Here is an 18,260-nt window from a genome sequence, read left to right as displayed (position 1 = left end):
TAGAAGTAACACGTATCCGTGAATCTAAAATGATTTAGAGGGAAGTAAAATGTTAAGTAAAAACCAGTTTGTTACCTGTATTCCGTTAGTATCGGATAATGAAGAGGACCTGTACCGCGAGATTGACGAGGCACTGGCCCAAAAGCCAGATTATCTGGAATGGCGCCGGGATTATTTTCTGGAAGACGATTATGAGCAGGAGCGGAGGATTTTAAGAAGAATCCGAAACCTGGGTGTAAGCCTTATTTATACCTTCCGCGATGTGAAGGAGGGCGGATTCCGGCATGTTTTAAATGAGGATCGCTGGAAGCACATTGCCAATGCGGCCAAGTCCAACGCGGTTACCTATATTGACGTTGAGCTTAACAGCAGCGAGGAATATTTTGAAGCGGTTAAGCAGGTGGTGAAATCCGCGCAGAATAAGCTGATGGTTTCCTACCATGATTTTGACAAAACCGGCTCCTACGATGAAATCATTTCTATTCTTGACAAAATGGAAGAAAAAGGAGCCGATGCCTTTAAACTGGCCCTATACGCAAGGGATAAAGCCGATTTTAAGACCGCTTCAGCGGCCGGGGGCACCTACAGCCTGAAAACAGACAAGCCCATGATTATGATCTCCATGGGTGAGGAGGGGCGCCTGTCCAGAATTCTGCCAGAGGTGATGGGGGGGTGCCTGACCTTTGCCTCAGGTGTCAAGGCTACCGCGCCGGGACAGGTTACACTGGAAGACATCTTAAAATTGCGGGAGACCCTTGGCATATAATATGAAAAAGAAGAACATTGCACTGATCGGTTATATGGGAACGGGCAAGACCACCATTGGTAAACGTCTGTCCAGGAGACTGGGCCTGTCCTTTGTGGATACTGACGCCTATATTGAAAAGCAGCAGGGGAAAAGCATTTCCCGGATATTTGAGCAGGAGGGAGAGCCAGCCTTCAGAAGGATGGAGGAGACAGTGCTGGAGGCTCTGGTGGAAGAAGAGAACCTCTTAATTTCGACCGGTGGCGGGATTGTCTTGAGTGAACAGAACCGGAAGCTGCTAAAAGAGCGAACTTTCCTGGTAACCCTGACCGCTTCGCCGGGAGCGATCTACAGCCGGGTGCGGGGAAATACGGACCGTCCGCTGCTTCAGGAGGCAGATCCCTACCAGAAGATTGTGGATATGCTGGAAGTCCGGAAGCCCCACTATGAGATCGGCGACATCATTATCCCAACGGATGAATTATCAGAGAAAATTTGTATTGAACGGATTGTAGAGGCATATCAAAAAAGTTGAAATTTATTTTGATTTTTGTTTGAATTTTAATTTAGAGTATGCTATTATATTAAGCGTACTCGCTGTGCGGGTATTCTTTATAATAGCATGCTTTATAAGCCGAAGTGATGGAATTGGCATAAGCAGTGAACCCAAATCTGTGATTTGGTGTGAATCGCTTAGTCGGGGACATTGCAGAGGCTGTTATTGAAGATAAAATTCAACTTTTATTTTATAAGCCGAAGTGATGGAATTGGCAGACGTGCTGGACTCAAAATCCAGTGGTAGCAATACCGTGCGGGTTCGACCCCCGCCTTCGGCACCACTTTGTCTATGACTTACAGATCTGTGATTTTTTGCGGGTCTGTTTTTTTATGGCCTGCCTTTACTGTGTTTCGGAATGGCCCGTAAGGTGCTGTAAGAACGATTGCACTTTTTTACCTGAGATGATATACTTTGAAGGAGAAGAGGGGATAAAGAATGAATATTAAGGTTGATTTAAATTTAAAACAGACACAAAAATTAGTAATGACAACCGAAATGAAGCAGGCGATTGAGATATTGCAGCTGACTTCCATGGAGCTAAACAACCTTATTGATAAGGAGCTTCTGGAAAACCCCATGCTGGAATTTAACGACAGTCCGATGGAGTCCATGGAGGTTGTCAAAGATGATGCAGCTAAGAAAGAGGAAAGCAAGGACCAGATTGAGTGGGACGATTATTTCCAGAATATGCAGTCCACAGAATTCAGAAATACGCCGTCATCCACCTATGATCCCGATGATGAGTTTAATTTTGAGAAGTTTTCCTATTATGAAACCACACTCAACGAGTATCTGCTGCTCCAGTTTCATGTACTTTCTGAAGATTTGACAGAAACAGAGAACCTGATCGGGGAATATCTGATCGACTGCATTGACGACAACGGTTATCTGCTCATTGATATGGACTATATCTGCGATATCCTGGGCGTAACGCAGGATGTGGTCGAAAAGCTCATCGGAATCATACAACAATTTGATCCCGCCGGGGTCGGCGCAAGGGACATCAAGGAATGTCTGTTGATCCAGCTGCGGCAGGAGGGATATGACGATGAAGAATATGAAAATCTTGTCAACAATTACCTGACCGATCTGGCCGAAAACCAGTTCAAGCGGGTCAGTCAGGAAACAGGCATTTCCACCTCGGAACTGGCGGAGTTCAAAGAGCTGATAAAGACGCTGGAACCCAAGCCAGGACGCCAGTTCACCAATTTTGACGGTGTAAAGTACATTATTCCAGACGGTAGCATTGAGTGGATTGACAACGAGCTGGTGGTCCAGATCAATGATATTTCAGCCCCGCGGCTTCAGATCAACTCCTTTTACCAGGGAATGCTGAAGACACGAAATGAAAATGAAGATACCAAGAAATATATTGAGAAAAAGCTGGATTCAGCAGCCTTTCTCATTAAAAGCATTGAACAGCGCCGGGATACGATTCGCAAGGTCATCGAAGCCATTGCCCACTACCAGGAAAATTTCTTCAGGGAAGGAGTAGAGGATCTTAAGCCGCTGACGCTCAAAGCCATTGCGGACATGATCGAAGTGCACGAATCCACGGTCAGCCGTGCCATTCGCGGGAAATATGTTCAGACGCCAAAGGGGACCTTCTCGCTGAAGTTCTTTTTTAAACGGGGATTCTCCCAGGGGGCGGACGATGTATCATCAGAGGCTATCAAGCAGAAAATACAGGCCTTTGTGGACGCTGAGGATAAGCGTAAGCCGCTGAGCGACCAGAAAATCGTTGAGATGCTCAAAGAGCAGGGGGTTGATGTGGCCCGCAGGACCATTGCCAAATACCGGGAAGCACTTAACATACTTCCATCTTCGAAGCGCAAGCAATTTCGATAAAGTCATCATAAACCGGTTGTAGAGGATACAGCCGGTTTTTTTATGTTTAGCATTTAATAATGAAAAAAAGAATGTTTTATGGGCTAAATTAAGGATTTTTCAAGGGCTTTCATTTTAATTTTTTTTTAACTTGAAATATCTTCAGAATTGGTATATAATAAATTTGTCCCAGCGGGAACAAAAATGAACAGACGAGTTCAGAGACGGAATGGAAGTGAAGAGTTGTCAAGCGAAAACATAAAAATCAGCAAAGAGTTAGTTGACCTGCAGCGTTTGGTTGTGCCGGAAATCGGCTCACTGATTGAGATGCGCTACAACATTCTGTCAACAATCAAAAGCGAAGAACCGATTGGGAGACGAAATCTTGCTTTTGTCCTCGATATGAGTGAACGCCAGGTGCGGAATGAAATTGATTTTCTCCAGGCCCAGAAGCTTGTCCAGGTAGAACGCCAGGGCGTTGTCCTGACAGAGCTTGGCCGCAAGATTATCATTCAGCTTAAGCGCATGCTTTACACCTATAATGGTCTTGAGCAGCTTGAGCGCGAGCTGGAGGAAAAGCTGCATCTGAAAAAAGCTATTGTTTCCCCGGGCGACATGGATATGAACTATCAGGTTCTGAAATTTATGGGCCGTTCAGGCGCCCGCTATGTGTTGTCCATCATGAAATACAAGGACATCCTGGCACTGACTGGCGGCGCCAGCACAGCAGCCATCGCAGAGCAGATGAAGGAAGCCTTTTACCCGGATGTCTATGTGATTCCGGCAAGGGGAGGGATTGGCAAAAGCCACTCGACCCAGGCGAACAACGTCGTTGCTGAAATGGGGCTTAAGCTCCATGCGAATTATGAGCTGCTGCATTTACCCGATAACATCGACAACCGCCTTTTGGAAGCCCTGAAGGATTACCCGGAGATTAAACGGGTATTTAATAAAATGGATGATATTGATATTTTTGTCTTTGGCATTGGCCGGGCAGATGTTTTGGCGGACTGGCGGAATATGAAGGAAAGCGAAAAACAGGCTCTGCTTGACAAGGGTGCTGTGGGCGAAGCTTTCGGACATTATTTCGATATTGACGGAAACGTGGTTTCCCCGTCCAGTACCATCGGGATCAGCATTGAAAATTATAACCGTATCCAGCATGTGATTGCGATATCGGGCGGCGAGAGCAAAGCCGACGCCATTATAGGGGTCAGCCGTGTTAAGCCGAATATGGTGTTAATAACGGATGAAAGCGCTGCTAAAGAGATCATCCGTAAGTTAAATAAATAAGTATTATATTTTTAAGGAGGCAGATAAAATGTCTGTAAAAGTTGCAATTAATGGTTTTGGTAGAATTGGTCGTCTGGCATTCAGACAGATGTTTGGTGCTGAAGGTTATGAAGTAGTAGCTATCAACGACTTAACAAGCCCAAGAATGTTAGCTCATTTATTAAAATATGACTCAGCTCAGGGTACCTATGCTTTAGCTGATAAGGTAGAAGCTAAGGAAGATTCTATCGTTGTTGATGGTAAAGAAATCAAAATCTATGCAGAAGCAGATCCTGCAAAATTACCATGGGGCGAATTAGACGTAGACGTTGTTCTGGAATGTACTGGTTTCTTCGCTTCTAAAGATAAAGCAATGGCTCACGTAAATGCAGGTGCTAAAAAAGTTGTTATCTCCGCTCCGGCAGGCAACGATCTTCCAACCGTTGTATTTGGTGTTAATGAAGATGTTTTAACAGCTGATGATAAAGTTATCTCCGCAGCTTCCTGTACAACAAACTGCTTAGCCCCAATGGCTGATACCTTAAATAAATTAGCTAAGATCAGAAAAGGCTACATGACCACTGTTCATGCTTACACCGGTGACCAGATGACTTTGGACGGACCTCAGAGAAAAGGCGATTTAAGAAGAGCTCGTGCTGCAGCTGTTAATATCGTTCCAAACTCTACTGGTGCTGCTAAAGCAATCGGCTTGGTTATCCCGGAATTAAAGGGTGTTTTAGACGGCGGCGCACAGCGTGTTCCAGTTCCAACAGGTTCTTTAACCCAGTTAGTTGCTGTTGTTGAAGGTACTGTAACAGCTGAACAGGTTAACGAAGCAATGAAAAAAGCTGCTGACCAGTCTTTCGGTTATACAGAAGATGAGTTGGTATCTTCTGATATCATCGGTATTTCCTATGGTTCTTTATTCGATGCGACTCAGACCACTGTTATGGACATGGGTAACAACGAAACCTTAGTAAAAGTTGTTTCCTGGTATGACAATGAAAACTCTTACACAAGTCAGATGGTAAGAACAATCAAATACTTCTCTGAACTTGCTTAATTAGATTTATTTATAAAAACTACATAATAACAAGTACTAAATCTGCCCCTACCGGTAGATTTTAAAACGGGGGGTCACGCGACCCCCTTTTTTAATGAAATTTGAAATGAGGTTGAGGAAACTTATGAAAAAAACAGTAAAAGATATCGATTTAAAAGGCAAAAAGGTATTGATGCGCGCGGACTTCAATGTTCCGCTTAATGAAGACGGCGTTATCACAGATGATACCAGAATCCAGGCAGCTCTGCCAACCATTAAGTATATTTTGGATCAGGGAGCTTCTCTTATCTTGATGTCTCATCTTGGACGTCCAAAGAACGAACCTGACCCGAAGTTCTCTTTACTGCCAGTTGCGAAAAGATTATCTGAAGTGCTGGGGACCGAAGTGGTGTTTAACGATGACGGCGAGGTTGTTGGCCAGGTAACCAAGGATGCAGCGGCAGCGCTTAAACCGGGTCAGATTCTGCTGTTACAGAATACCCGTTTCAGACCGGAAGAAAAGAAAAACGAACCATCCTTTGCCAAAGAGCTGGCAAGCCTGGGTGACGTTTTTGTTGAAGACGCTTTTGGCTCCAGCCACCGCGCACATGCTTCCACAGCCGGTGTTGCAGATTACCTGCCAGCCGTTTCAGGCTTCCTGATTCAGAAAGAGCTGGATTTTATCGGCGGTGCTTTAGAAGATCCTAAGAGACCTTTTGTTGCGATTTTGGGCGGCTCTAAGGTTTCGGACAAAATCGGCGTCATCAACAATCTGCTTGAAAAGGTGGATTCCTTAATCGTCGGCGGCGGTATGGCCTTTACGTTCTTAAAAGCACAGGGCTACGAAATCGGTTCTTCTTTATTAGAAGAAGACAAGATCGATCTCGCAAAGGAATTACTGGCAAAGGCTGAAGCAAAGGGTGTCAAGCTGTTATTACCAATCGACGTGGTTGTAGCGCCTGAATTCAAGGCAGATGCTCCGGCTACCAACGTAAAGGTTGACGCGATTCCGTCAGATCAGATGGGGCTGGATATCGGTGTTGAAACTCAGAAGCTTTTTGCAGACACCATTAAGGACGCTAAAACCGTTATCTGGAACGGACCAATGGGTGTTTTTGAATTCCCTGAATTTGCAAAAGGAACCGTTGCGGTTGCCAAAGCGATGGCTGAATCGGACGCAGTGACCATCATTGGCGGCGGGGATTCTGCAGCGGCTGTGAAACAGCTTGGATTTGAAGACGGCATGAGCCATATTTCTACTGGAGGCGGCGCTTCCTTAGAATTTATGGAAGGAAAAGTATTACCAGGTATCGACGTTTTAGAAAACAAGTAATGCTGAATCCGGTTTTGTAAAAAAACGGACAGCGAATAGGAAACGAGCGGCAGCGAGTGAATGGGCGCACGAAGCGAACGTCTTGCTTGAAAAGCCCTTCCGTAAGGAAGATCAGGGGCTTTTCAAATAAAGACGATGGGGTCATTGGTTGACTATACAAAAAACAAACTGCCGTTTTTTATAACCATAATATACAAATAAAGAGGAGATTATTATGTCAAGAAGACCAATCATTGCCGGCAACTGGAAAATGAACAAAGATATTAATGAAGCTGCCGCCTTAATAAATGAATTAAAACCTTTAGTAGAAGGCGCAGAGGCAGAGGTTGTTTTCTGTCCGCCCTATGTTGACTTAGTGGAAGCCGTTAGACTGACTGAAGGCACCAATATTGGTATCGGCGCTCAGAATATGCATTACGAAACAAGCGGCGCGTTCACTGGCGAAATCGCTGGCGAAATGTTGACAGCCATCGGCGTGAAATATGCGGTTATCGGTCACTCCGAACGCCGTGAATACTACAACGAAACAGATGAAGCTGTTAATAAAAAAGCCATCAAGGCTCTTGAACTGGGCTTAACTCCAATCGTGTGCTGCGGTGAAACCCTTGAAGAACGTGAAAGCGGAAAAGCAGAAGCAAAGGTCGTTGGACAGATCAAGGAAGGCTGTAAAAATATTGATGATATTTCCAAAGTCGTCATTGCCTATGAACCAATCTGGGCCATTGGAACCGGAAAAACCGCTTCAAAGGAAGAAGCAGACGAAGCCTGCGGCTGGGTGCGCAAGACCATTGAAGAAATGTACGGTAAAGACCCAGCTGAAGCTGTCCGTGTACAGTACGGCGGAAGTGTGAAGCCTGCCAATGTCGCTGAACTGATGGCCATGCCAAACATCGACGGCGCTCTGGTTGGCGGCGCCAGCTTGACGGCTGATTTTGCTAAGATCGTTAAATTTTAACAAAGGCCATTGATAAAGGCCGGGAATTTGTGATTGATAACGGGAGACGAGGAGAAAGACAACAGCTCCGAGCTCCCGTTATTGCTTTGAATTGAGCGATACAAAGAAAGGATTGATATTTATGAGAGGAAATTTAACTGCGTTAATTATCCTGGATGGATACGGTTATACCCCCATTGCGGAGGGCAACGCTGTACTTGAAGCGCCGTCTCCAAACCTGGATGCTTTTTATGAAAAATACCCCCACACCCATATTGTAGCCAGCGGCTTAGGCGTTGGGCTGCCCGAGGGACAGATGGGTAACTCTGAGGTTGGCCACCTGAATCTGGGAGCAGGCCGTGTCGTTTATCAGGAGCTGACACGCATTACGAAATCTATTGAGGACGGGGATTTCTTTGAAAATCCGGTCTTTATGGATGGCATTAAAAACGTCAAGGAAAACGGCACAGCCCTTCATGTGATGGGCCTGGCGTCTGACGGGGGCGTTCACAGCCACTTAAAACATCTGTATGGTTTGCTGGAGCTGGCTAAGAAGGAAGGCGTTGAGAAGGTCTATGTTCATTGCTTTATGGATGGCCGCGATACTGCACCGACCAGCGGACTTGGTTTTATCAGGGAACTGGAAGCAAAGATGGCGGAGATCGGCGTGGGCGAAATCGCAACGGTTGAAGGCCGCTATTATGCCATGGACCGTGACAACCGCTGGGAACGGGTTGAAAAAGCCTACAATGCCATTGCTTTGGGCAAAGGCAACGTTGCAGACTCAGCCGTAGAAGCCATGGAGCTGAGCTACAAGGAAGACGTTAATGACGAATTTGTTATCCCAACCGTCATTAAGCCGGAAGTGGATAAGCGTATCCAGGCTAATGATACCATTATTTTCTTCAATTTCCGTCCGGACCGTGCCCGTGAGCTGTCACGGACATTTATCGAACCGGATTTTGCTGAATTTAACCGTGAACGCGGCTATATTCCTGTACATTATATCTCTATGACTCAGTACGATGCCAGCTTTGAAGGGGTTGAAATTGCTTTTAAACCGGAAACAGTCACCAATACCCTGGGCGAATACCTGAGCGCTAATGGTGTGCCGCAGCTGCGTATTGCCGAAACAGAAAAATACGCCCATGTCACCTATTTCTTTAACGGCGGCCTTGAAAAACAGTATGAAGGTGAGGACCGTATTCTGGTACCGTCGCCAAAGGTGGCAACCTATGATTTACAGCCGGAAATGAGCGCTTATGAGGTAACTGAAAAGGTCCTGGAAGCCATTGATTCGGATAAATACAAGGTCATTATCCTCAACTATGCCAATACCGATATGGTTGGACATACCGGTGTGATGGAAGCAGCTGAAAAAGCAGTCATGACCGTGGATGAATGCTCTAAAAAGGTGATCGACGCCATTTTAGCCAAGGGCGGCAATGTGATCCTGACCGCTGACCACGGCAATGCGGAAAAGATGATCGACTATGATACCAAGAAGCCATGGACGGCCCACACCACGAATCCGGTGGAATGTGTGATCGCCGGCGCGGGTGAGATTGAGCTGAGAGACGACGGACGTCTGGCGGACATCTCACCGACGATTTTGGATCTGCTGGACATGGACGTTCCCGCGGAAATGACCGGGACATCACTTATTAAGAAATAAGAAAAATTTGCGGTTGAAAACCGATTACATGCAAAAAAAGCCCTGAAATTCCTTTTCAGGGCCTATTTTATTATTGAAAAAATCTTAAGGTTATGATAAGATTTATCTTACGATTAAAACGGAGGTGATACAATGAAAACATTCTTAATCGTTCTTTTAGTGATTGCAAGTTTTGCACTGATTATCAGCATTCTGCTGTCACCGGCAAAGGTTGCAGGTATGGGTGGCGCGATTGAAGGCGGCGCTGAAACATTATTCGGCCGTAAGAAAGCCAGAGGTCTTGAAGCCATTCTTGAAAAGATCACGATTGGTTCCGCTATTGTATTTATGTTATCTGCTTTCATTTATTCACTTTTAGCTTAATCGAAAAATCTGAAAATTTCACGAAGGGGGAATTTGCAAAATGGAATTATGGATCGCTCCTGTTATTGGGGTAATCGCATTGTTAGTTGCAGTTTTCTATACTGCCCGTGTCAATAAAGTCGCTGAAGGCACAGACCGTATGAAGGAAATCGCTTCTTACATTCATGAAGGCGCCATGGCTTTCCTGACCAGAGAGTACAAAATGATGGCCGTCTTTATTGTTATTTTATTTATTATCTTGTGTGTGACACCTGGCCTCGGATGGCAGACAGCTGTTTGCTTCTTAATCGGTGCACTTTTCTCAGTTCTGGCTGGTTTCTTTGGCATGAACGTTGCTACCAAAGCAAACGTAAGAACTGCGAATGCCGCTAAAGAAGAAGGCATGAACAAGGCCCTGAGCACAGCTTTTTCAGGCGGTGCCGTTATGGGTATGTGCGTTGTAGGCTTAGGCTTAATCGGTGTTAGCGTACTTTACATTATTTTTCAGGATACAGCCATTGTAACTGGCTTTGGTCTGGGTGCTTCCTCTATGGCTTTATTCGGCCGTGTTGGCGGTGGTATCTATACAAAAGCTGCTGACGTTGGAGCTGACCTTGTTGGTAAGGTAGAAGCCGGTATCCCTGAAGATGACCCGAGAAACCCTGCAGTTATCGCCGATAATGTTGGTGACAACGTTGGTGACGTTGCCGGTATGGGTTCTGACCTGTTTGAATCTTATGTTGGTTCTTTAATCTCAGCAATGACCCTGGGTGTTGTTGTTACCCAGAGCGTTGTCGGTATTTTATTCCCATTATTATTAGCCGCTATCGGTATCATCGCTTCAATCATCGGTACTTTCTTCGTACGCGGCAAAGAAGGCGGAAGCCCGCAGAAATCCTTAAATATGGGTACTTATGTATCTGGTGTTCTGGTCATCATCGCTTCCTACTTCCTGTCTACCTATATGTTAGGCAGCTTCTATCCATTCATTGCAATTATCTCTGGTTTAATCGTTGGTATTGCCATCGGCCAGCTGACTGAATACTATACCTCTGAAAAATACAAACCAGTACAGCATATTGCTCAGCAGTCTGAAACAGGTTCCGCAACCACTGTTATCTCCGGTCTGGCTGTTGGTATGAAATCCACAGCTCTGCCATTGATCGCGATCGCGATTGCGATCTTCCTGGCTTACTGGGCTGCTGGCCTGTTCGGTATTGCCTTAGCTGCTGTTGGTATGTTATCCACCTGTGGTATGACCATCGCCGTTGACGCTTATGGCCCTATCGCTGATAATGCCGGCGGGATTGCAGAAATGTCTGAACTTCCTGAAGAAGTCCGCAGCATTACGGACCAGCTGGATGCTGTTGGTAACACCACTGCTGCCATCGGTAAAGGCTTCGCTATTGGTTCTGCAGCGCTGACCGCTCTTGGTCTGTTCGCGTCCTATGCTGAAACAGTTGGATTAAGCCAGATCAGCTTACTGGACCCAATGGTTATCATCGGTTTATTACTCGGCGCAATGCTGCCATTCTTATTCTCCGCTTTAACCATGGAAGCTGTAGGCGATGCTGCCAATGACATGATTGAAGAAGTTCGCCGTCAGTTCAAAGAAGATTCCGGTATTATGGCTGGTACCAGCAAACCGGACTATGCAAAATGTGTTGATATTTCAACTGCTGCTGCTTTGAAGAAAATGATTGCTCCAGGCCTGCTGGCCATTGTTGCTCCGCTTTTAATGGGTATCCTGTTAGGTGCAGAAGCGCTTGGTGGTTTATTGGCTGGTGCTCTGGCTTCTGGTGTCCTCATGGCAATTATGATGTCAAACGCCGGTGGTGCATGGGATAATGCTAAAAAATACATCGAATCTGGTGTACATGGCGGCAAAGGCTCAGAAGCACATAAAGCTGCTGTTGTTGGGGATACCGTTGGTGACCCATTCAAAGATACTTCCGGACCATCCATCAATATTTTAATCAAATTAATGACTATCGTTGCATTGGTATTCGCGCCAATCTTCATGGGTCTTTAAGAAGAAAACATATCCCGCGGTGCCGTCCTTCGGCACTGCGGGATTTTTTTATTTATGGCTTTATTTATTGACAGATAAGCTGTATACTATGGAAAGACAAAAGCCTTAAAGGAGAAAAGAACGAAGATGACAGAACAAGAGAAATTTGAAACCAGTGTGGAAAAATGCATGGAAGACCACAAGGCTGTGGGGATGGCTGTAGCCATTGTGGACGCACAGGGCGTAACAAAATATGAGCACTTTTTCGGGAAACGGGATCAGGAAACCGGAAAGAGCATTGATGATAAAACGATTTTTGGCCTCGCGTCCCTGACAAAATCCTTTACCTGCCTGGCCATTTTAAAAATGCAGGAGGATGGCATTCTGAGCATTGAGGACCCGGTGAGCGACTATATTCCGGAATTTAAGGGAATGAACCAGGGAAAACCGGTTTTGATCAAGCATCTCATGTTTCACAGCGGCGGGTATTTTCCTCAGTCACGCATTGTAGTGGACACAGTGGCGGCAGAGCTGGGGCTGGATGAAGCTGTCGTGGGTGACCTGGCATACAATGCAGAGCTGGCTCAGGAAGGATGCCGTCAGGTGGCAGGAAGGCTGGATGCCCAGGAAGAATTTATCGGCTGGCCGGGCGAATATTTCAGCTACTGCAATGACGGCTATGGACTGCTGTCCGATATTATTTACCATCATGGTGGCTCCGCCTCCTACGCGGATTATCTGCTTGAGCATATTTTGAAGCCTCTGGGAATGGAACGGAGCTTCTGCGATTTTGTGCGTCCGCTGAAGGATGAAAATCATGCGGCGCTTTACGCAGTTATCGCAGGTGAGCTGACAAAGGTCAAGGATTATCATGACAACGCCTTTGTATTAAACGGCGGTGGCGCCATGAAATCCACCTTAAAAGATTTGAAGAAATACGTTGCCATGTATCTGAATGACGGGACAGGCCTTAACGGAACGGTCATTGCAAAGCCAGAGACCATCGCAGCCATGACGACAAAGCACCAGATGGATTCCTATGTGACAGATTATGGCTACGGGCTTGATATCAAGGAGCTGAATGGCTTACAGGTTGCTGGACATGGAGGAAGCCTGCCTGGCGTTTCCTCACATCTGCTGTGGTGCCGTGAAAAAGGACTGGGCGTTATTGTGCTTTGCAATACTGAGGATGTGCCAGTCAGCGGCGTGGCGGAAGCAGCCCTGAGCATGGGCATGGGCTTCAAGGCTGAAAGACGCCGCCATCATTATGAAAACAAGCCCTGGGATGCCGAAACCCTCAGAGCAGCCTGCGGCGTTTACGCTTCTGATGAAGGCACAAAGGTGGAGCTTTTTATAGACGAAACGGGAGAAGTATTGCTGAAAAACGGTGATAAGGCCTCTGCAGTTACGATGATCGAACCCGGACATGGCATGATCGCAGGCACCTATGGCGATACCTTTATTCAGATGATCGCGGATGAACGCCGAGACGTTTTCGGAATGCGTTATGGCTCCAGGATTTTGCCGAGAGCCAAAGCCTGAATGGGAATCCGTCAAAGCCGCAGTCGTGTCAAGTTTCCAGCGTGATTTTTTTATCCGGCACTGGTTTTTTTGACGAAATGCGCTATACTGAAAGTGTGTATCCGGTATGCGGGTATATTTCCTTTCTTTAATGGTGGCAGAAGGGAGGTGTCCCTTCTGCCCAATTAAAACTAAGGACCTTCTAACCCATCTAAGAACACCCCCTCTGGTAATTCAGGGGGGTGTTCTTTTTTGATTGGAAGCAGCGTGCTGTTTTCAGGAATCCAGTTGAGACAGCGGGTTCGGGTCTTTTTTCAGCACTTCATAAATTCTTAATAAAATGGGCACTTTCTTTGTAAGAATGTTATGGTATTATAATACCATCAGATCGATACTGAAGGACAGAAGGAGTAAGAAATGAACATATTAATATGTGATGACGAGCGGGAAATCGTCGACGCTTTGGAGCTTTACCTGAAAAATGAGGGGTATGATATTTTTAAGGCATATTCTGGAAAAGAAGCGCTGGAAATTGTCTCTGAAAATACCATTCATCTTATACTGATGGACATCATGATGCCCGAAATGGACGGGATTCACGCAACCCTGAAAATCCGTGAGACCGCGAATATTCCGATTATTTTCCTGTCGGCAAAGGCCGAGGACAACGATAAAATCATGGGACTGACCGTTGGTGGAGACGATTATATCACAAAGCCCTTTAATCCGCTGGAGGTGATCGCCCGGGTGAAGTCCCAGCTGCGGCGCTACACAACCCTTGGCAGCTATGTGAAACGGACAGATGTGTACAAAACAGGCGGTCTGGAGTTGGACGACGCCTATAAAAAAGTGACAGTTGACGGGGAAGAGGTTAAGCTGACCCCGGTGGAGTATAAAATTTTGAAATTTTTGATGCGGGAAATGGGAAAGGTTTTTTCCATCGAGCAGATTTATGAAAATGTCTGGGAGGAGCCTTCGTACAATGCGGACAACACCGTTGCCGTCCATGTGCGGCGCATTCGCGAAAAGATTGAAATCAATCCGAAGGAGCCCAAATACTTAAAGGTGGTGTGGGGAATTGGATACAAAGTCGAAAAATACCCTCCGCAATAGCGGAGTGATCGTGATAAAAAGTGAGCATCTGCTCCGCAATACAGGCGTAAAGCTCATTGCGTTTATCCTGGCGGTGCTGCTATTGAGTACAGGCATCTTTGTGCTGGAGCAGACAGCCACAACCAAGATGGAGGGCTTTGGCATTTCAGAAACCTGGGATGAGCAGGATTATCTGAAGAGCAGCTCACTGCGCTCAGAGGTCTACAGTGTCTACCATGACCTGTTTGCCCTGGCTGATACCTACCGCTCCGAGGAATATATCCGAAGCGGGGCCCTTCTTGATGAGGACGCTGCCATTGAGGAGTACAAGCTTTCGCTGCTTTCAGAAGACCGGAGCCGTTTCGGGCTGTGGGAGGAAGAGCTCGGCGATGTCAGCAGCTATTACTACAGCGAACGTTCCGATAGCACTGTGCCCAAAACAGTCATTGATGTCATTAACTCCGATGCTTTTATGGAAAGACACGGCAAGGAAATCGAGAAGTATCGGGAGGATCAGATACAGAAGCAGCTCCAGAACTATGCAAACACATTGAACAGTCTGGAAAATGCTCAGAAAAACTTTGGCCTGGAGTGGTACATTGAGCGGGACGGGCAGAAAAAGACCAGCGGCGAGGGTGTAACGCCTGAGGCCCTCATGCAGTCCAAAGTCTATCTCGAAAATAACAAGGGGAAGATCAACGCTTCCCAGGAAGTAAGGAATTATGACTACGGCGGAAACAGCAATACCGATAACCGTATTATCCTTGCCTTTGACGACCAGAAGGTCAATGAAATGGCTGAAATATACAGCCAGGATCGTGCAGACGCCGTATTGGCCGTTCAGGTTTTCTTCGTCTGCGGATTGTTATCATTGATCTGTCTGGTGGTGGCCTGTATTGGTGCCGGACGCCGCGAGACAGACAACGACATTCATCTGTTGGCCATTGACCGTATGTATTGGGACCTGCATTTGATTATCCTGTCATGGATTGAGGGGATGCTCGTTGCGGCAGGGATGGCCTGCATTATGTACAGACTGCCTGCCTACATGTCCGCGATCCTGCTGATCCTTGCAGTAGCCCTTGCCTACAACTATGTGCTGAGCATTGTGCGTGTTGTCAAGGCACACCGCTTTATGGACCGGTTTGGCACGGTTGTGCTGTGTAAAAAGTGCGGACGCCTGATCAAACGCTTCTGCCGGCGTATCCGGGACTTTTACCGGAACGTGATCAAAGGCCGTTCACTGGTGATGCTGCTGTGCGCCGCCATTATCATCTGTGCGATCGTGGGAATGCTCATTGTGGCACTGCCGCCAATCGGTATCATCCTGCTGGGCGTGGTTTTGTGGTTTGGCGCAAAACGGGCAAAATCTCTGGATCAGACCATCAAGGGCGTGGAGCGTATTTATGAGGGCGATACAGACTATAAGATTGAGGTTGAAGGACATGGGCCGGTGGAGGAAATGGCAAAAAACATCAATAATATTAACGAAGGCTTATCGACAGCGGTCAGAGACGCGGTGGAAAAGGAGCTGAAAAGTGAACGGCTGAAAACGGAGCTGATCACCAATGTTTCTCATGATATCCGTACCCCGCTGACATCCATCATCACCTATATCGACTTGCTGAAAAAGGAAGACATCGACGAGGAATCCAGGGAGCGCTACATTGGGGTACTGGAACAGAAGGCTGCGCGTCTGAAGGCGCTGACCGACGACCTTTTTGAAGCGGCCAAGGCCTCGACAGGCAATATGGAGGTGCATTGGGATACCGTAAACGTGGAAGCGCTGGTAAACCAGGGGATGGGCGAGCTTGAGGACAAGATCGAGGATTCCGGTCTTCAGTTCATTGTCAGCCGCCCTCAGGAAAAGGTGATGGTACGCGCAGATGGCCGCCTGCTCTGGCGGGTTATTGAAAATCTGCTGTCCAATGTGCTCAAATACGCGCTGCCCGGCTCCCGGGTCTATATGACCATTGACCGAGATATGTTTACAGACCGTGGGGTTTTCATCATTAAGAATATTTCAGCCGATCCGCTGAATATTCCGGCTGAGGAGCTGCTGGAGCGCTTTAAACGCGGTGACGATACCCGTCACAGCGAGGGAAGCGGACTGGGGCTTGCCATTGCCAAGGACCTGACCGAGCTGCAGAACGGCCAGTTCGACCTGACCATCGATGGCGACCTGTTCAAGGCGACCGTTTATCTGGAGCTGGTGCCAGATGACGAGCCGGCAAAAGCGGTGATGGCAGAAGAAACCAGCGAAACAGAAGCTGAAGAAAAGAACGAATAGACAAAGCAAAAGCCAGGGGCTGGATTTACAGAGCCCTGGCTTTTCATTTTTTGTCAAGATTGGTATAAAATTTGACAGAATATAGAATGGAATTTTTTCTGGAAAACGGTATACTTTAAAGTAACAATGAGATCATGGAGGAATCAAAAATGGACGTGAATCAGTTATACGAGGATTATCCCCTGACCCGGCGTATGCAGCGGGGCGAGGAGGTTATCTGGTTTAATCCAGACTCGGATGAGACCGAGGAACTGCCCTTTACGCAGGAGAACACAGACGATGCGGAGGCAAGACTGCGGCGATTTGCACCTTATATCGAAGCCAGCTTTCCCGAAACCAAAGAAGCCGGCGGCATTATAGAATCACCGTTAAAGAAAGCGCCGGATATGCAGGCCGCCCTTGAAAAGCGGTATGGCCAAGCGATCCCCGGAAAACTGCTGATCAAGTGCGACAGCCATCTGCCTGTCTCAGGCTCTATCAAAGCCCGGGGCGGCATTTACGAGGTGCTGAAGCTGGCAGAAACCATTGCTGTTGAGAGAGGGATACTGAGTTATGGGGATAATTATGCCATATTGGCCGAAAAACGCTTTAAAGACCTGTTTTCCGGTTACAGGGTAGCTGTTGGCTCCACGGGCAATCTGGGGCTGAGCATTGGCATTATCAGCGCAAAGCTGGGCTTTGACGTCACAGTGCATATGTCGGCAGATGCCAGACAGTGGAAAAAGGACATGCTGCGGTCAAAGGGGGTACATGTCATCGAGTACCCTGAGGATTATCAGAAAGCTGTGGCCGAGGGGAGAAGACAGGCAGAGGGTGACCCCACCTGCCACTTTGTGGATGACGAGGGCTCAGCTGACCTGTTTCTGGGATATTCCACAGCGGCGGCGCGCCTGAAAAAACAGTTCGACGCGCTGAAAATTGTCATAGACGCGGAGCATCCCCTGTTTGTGTACCTGCCCTGCGGCGTAGGCGGCGGTCCTGGCGGTGTAACCTTTGGTCTTAAAACCGTCTTTGGCGAAAATGCCCACTGTTTTTTTGCAGAGCCAACCCATGCGCCCTGTATGCTCCTGGGGATGATGACCGGACTGAACGATGGTATCAGTGTTTCAGATATTGGATTGGATGGCAAAACCGCCGCTGACGGTCTGGCAGTCAGCCGTCCCTCCCGTCTGGTTGGGCGGGTGATGAGAACCTTAATCGACGGCGCGTTTACCATAGAGGATGAGGAAATGTATCGGCTGCTGGGGCTGGTCATGGACACAGAGCGCCTGACCATTGAGCCCTCAGGCTGCGCAGGTTTCCCGGGGCCGTCCCATGTGCTGCGCGACGCCGCTTACCTTGAGAAAAAAGGCTTGACAGAGGAGCGGCTGAAAAATGCGGTGCACCTGGTCTGGGCTACCGGCGGCAATATGGTGCCTGAGGAAGAAATGGAGGCCTACTACCAAAAAGGCTGCCAGCTGATACAAGAATAGTGAAGGAATATAAAAAGGCTGTTTCTCTGAGTTTAACAGAGGAGCAGCCTTTTTTACTGCGACGGACAGGGGCGAATAGTCAAAATCCGTAAATGATCCGTCAAGAACAAGAATATACCCTTTCGTAAAATCCTGATAAAATAAA

14 protein-coding genes and 1 tRNA gene are annotated in these 18,260 nt (G+C 47.2%); all 15 read left to right on the top strand.

Annotation, left to right across the window (positions count from 1 at the left end; translation table 11 throughout):
- Positions 1-49 precede the first annotated feature (49 nt).
- Positions 50-766 (top strand): type I 3-dehydroquinate dehydratase, encoded by a 717-nt coding sequence (gene aroD / locus B2M23_RS00570; RefSeq protein ID WP_038350863.1) that lies wholly within the window; start codon positions 50-52, stop codon positions 764-766.
- Positions 756-1,280: a shikimate kinase gene (locus tag B2M23_RS00565; RefSeq protein ID WP_146209102.1), complete on the top strand. Its 525-nt coding sequence runs from the start codon at positions 756-758 to the stop codon at positions 1,278-1,280. Before aroD ends, B2M23_RS00565 begins: the two co-directional genes overlap by 11 nt.
- Before the next feature lie 217 nt (positions 1,281-1,497).
- A tRNA-Leu gene (locus B2M23_RS00560) sits at positions 1,498-1,584 on the top strand.
- Positions 1,585-1,739: 155 nt separating this feature from the next.
- Positions 1,740-3,152, top strand: coding sequence for an RNA polymerase factor sigma-54 (gene rpoN / locus B2M23_RS00555; RefSeq protein WP_038350861.1), 1,413 nt, complete (start codon positions 1,740-1,742; stop codon positions 3,150-3,152).
- A 183-nt stretch (positions 3,153-3,335) separates the two neighbouring features.
- Entirely contained in the window at positions 3,336-4,424 is a 1,089-nt protein-coding gene (locus B2M23_RS00550) for a sugar-binding transcriptional regulator (protein WP_052237048.1), read from the top strand.
- A gap of 28 nt (positions 4,425-4,452) precedes the next feature.
- Entirely contained in the window at positions 4,453-5,466 is a 1,014-nt protein-coding gene (gap, locus tag B2M23_RS00545; RefSeq protein WP_038350860.1) for a type I glyceraldehyde-3-phosphate dehydrogenase, read from the top strand.
- Between the two features lie 106 nt (positions 5,467-5,572).
- Positions 5,573-6,778 carry a phosphoglycerate kinase gene (locus tag B2M23_RS00540; protein ID WP_201261610.1) on the top strand — a complete coding sequence of 402 codons (1,206 nt, stop codon included), beginning with the start codon at positions 5,573-5,575 and terminating at the stop codon, positions 6,776-6,778.
- Positions 6,779-6,992: 214 nt separating this feature from the next.
- Positions 6,993-7,733, top strand: a complete 741-nt coding sequence (gene tpiA / locus B2M23_RS00535) for a triose-phosphate isomerase (RefSeq protein WP_038350858.1) — start codon at positions 6,993-6,995, stop codon at positions 7,731-7,733.
- 121 nt (positions 7,734-7,854) lie between these two features.
- The gene (gene gpmI, locus B2M23_RS00530) at positions 7,855-9,387 is read left to right on the top strand and encodes a 2,3-bisphosphoglycerate-independent phosphoglycerate mutase (RefSeq protein ID WP_038350857.1); all 1,533 of its coding nucleotides are present in this window, start codon (positions 7,855-7,857) and stop codon (positions 9,385-9,387) included.
- A 132-nt stretch (positions 9,388-9,519) separates the two neighbouring features.
- Positions 9,520-9,750, top strand: a complete 231-nt coding sequence (gene secG, locus B2M23_RS00525) for a preprotein translocase subunit SecG (RefSeq protein WP_013379001.1) — start codon at positions 9,520-9,522, stop codon at positions 9,748-9,750.
- A 40-nt stretch (positions 9,751-9,790) separates the two neighbouring features.
- Positions 9,791-11,761, top strand: coding sequence for a sodium-translocating pyrophosphatase (locus B2M23_RS00520; protein WP_038350856.1), 1,971 nt, complete (start codon positions 9,791-9,793; stop codon positions 11,759-11,761).
- Between the two features lie 126 nt (positions 11,762-11,887).
- Positions 11,888-13,282 (top strand): serine hydrolase domain-containing protein, encoded by a 1,395-nt coding sequence (locus tag B2M23_RS00515; protein WP_038350855.1) that lies wholly within the window; start codon positions 11,888-11,890, stop codon positions 13,280-13,282.
- A gap of 396 nt (positions 13,283-13,678) precedes the next feature.
- Positions 13,679-14,374, top strand: a complete 696-nt coding sequence (locus B2M23_RS00510; RefSeq protein WP_013379005.1) for a response regulator transcription factor — start codon at positions 13,679-13,681, stop codon at positions 14,372-14,374.
- Entirely contained in the window at positions 14,340-16,643 is a 2,304-nt protein-coding gene (locus tag B2M23_RS00505) for an MFS domain-containing histidine kinase (protein WP_038350854.1), read from the top strand. The genes B2M23_RS00510 and B2M23_RS00505 overlap by 35 nt, the downstream gene beginning before the upstream one ends.
- Positions 16,644-16,792: 149 nt before the next feature.
- Positions 16,793-18,115, top strand: coding sequence for a D-serine ammonia-lyase (locus tag B2M23_RS00500; protein WP_038350853.1), 1,323 nt, complete (start codon positions 16,793-16,795; stop codon positions 18,113-18,115).
- Positions 18,116-18,260: the final 145 nt, after the last annotated feature.

The sequence above is a fragment of the Eubacterium limosum genome, from assembly GCF_000807675.2.
GTDB lineage: Bacteria > Bacillota > Clostridia > Eubacteriales > Eubacteriaceae > Eubacterium > Eubacterium limosum.
The sequence above is the reverse complement of the archived record's forward strand: the minus strand, read 5'-3'. Positions and strand labels throughout refer to the sequence as shown.

Excerpts from the sequence above, each read along its gene's own strand:
- B2M23_RS00540 (WP_201261610.1), top strand. The coding sequence starts at position 5,573 with ATGAGGTTGAGGAAACTTATGAAAAAAACAGTAAAAGATATCGATTTA.
- B2M23_RS00520 (WP_038350856.1), top strand. The coding sequence starts at position 9,791 with ATGGAATTATGGATCGCTCCTGTTATTGGGGTAATCGCATTGTTAGTT.
- B2M23_RS00500 (WP_038350853.1), top strand. The coding sequence starts at position 16,793 with ATGGACGTGAATCAGTTATACGAGGATTATCCCCTGACCCGGCGTATG.
- tpiA (WP_038350858.1), top strand. The coding sequence starts at position 6,993 with ATGTCAAGAAGACCAATCATTGCCGGCAACTGGAAAATGAACAAAGAT.
- gap (WP_038350860.1), top strand. The coding sequence starts at position 4,453 with ATGTCTGTAAAAGTTGCAATTAATGGTTTTGGTAGAATTGGTCGTCTG.
- rpoN (WP_038350861.1), top strand. The coding sequence starts at position 1,740 with ATGAATATTAAGGTTGATTTAAATTTAAAACAGACACAAAAATTAGTA.
- B2M23_RS00510 (WP_013379005.1), top strand. The coding sequence starts at position 13,679 with ATGAACATATTAATATGTGATGACGAGCGGGAAATCGTCGACGCTTTG.
- B2M23_RS00515 (WP_038350855.1), top strand. The coding sequence starts at position 11,888 with ATGACAGAACAAGAGAAATTTGAAACCAGTGTGGAAAAATGCATGGAA.
- aroD (WP_038350863.1), top strand. The coding sequence starts at position 50 with ATGTTAAGTAAAAACCAGTTTGTTACCTGTATTCCGTTAGTATCGGAT.
- gpmI (WP_038350857.1), top strand. The coding sequence starts at position 7,855 with ATGAGAGGAAATTTAACTGCGTTAATTATCCTGGATGGATACGGTTAT.
- B2M23_RS00550 (WP_052237048.1), top strand. The coding sequence starts at position 3,336 with ATGAACAGACGAGTTCAGAGACGGAATGGAAGTGAAGAGTTGTCAAGC.
- secG (WP_013379001.1), top strand. The coding sequence starts at position 9,520 with ATGAAAACATTCTTAATCGTTCTTTTAGTGATTGCAAGTTTTGCACTG.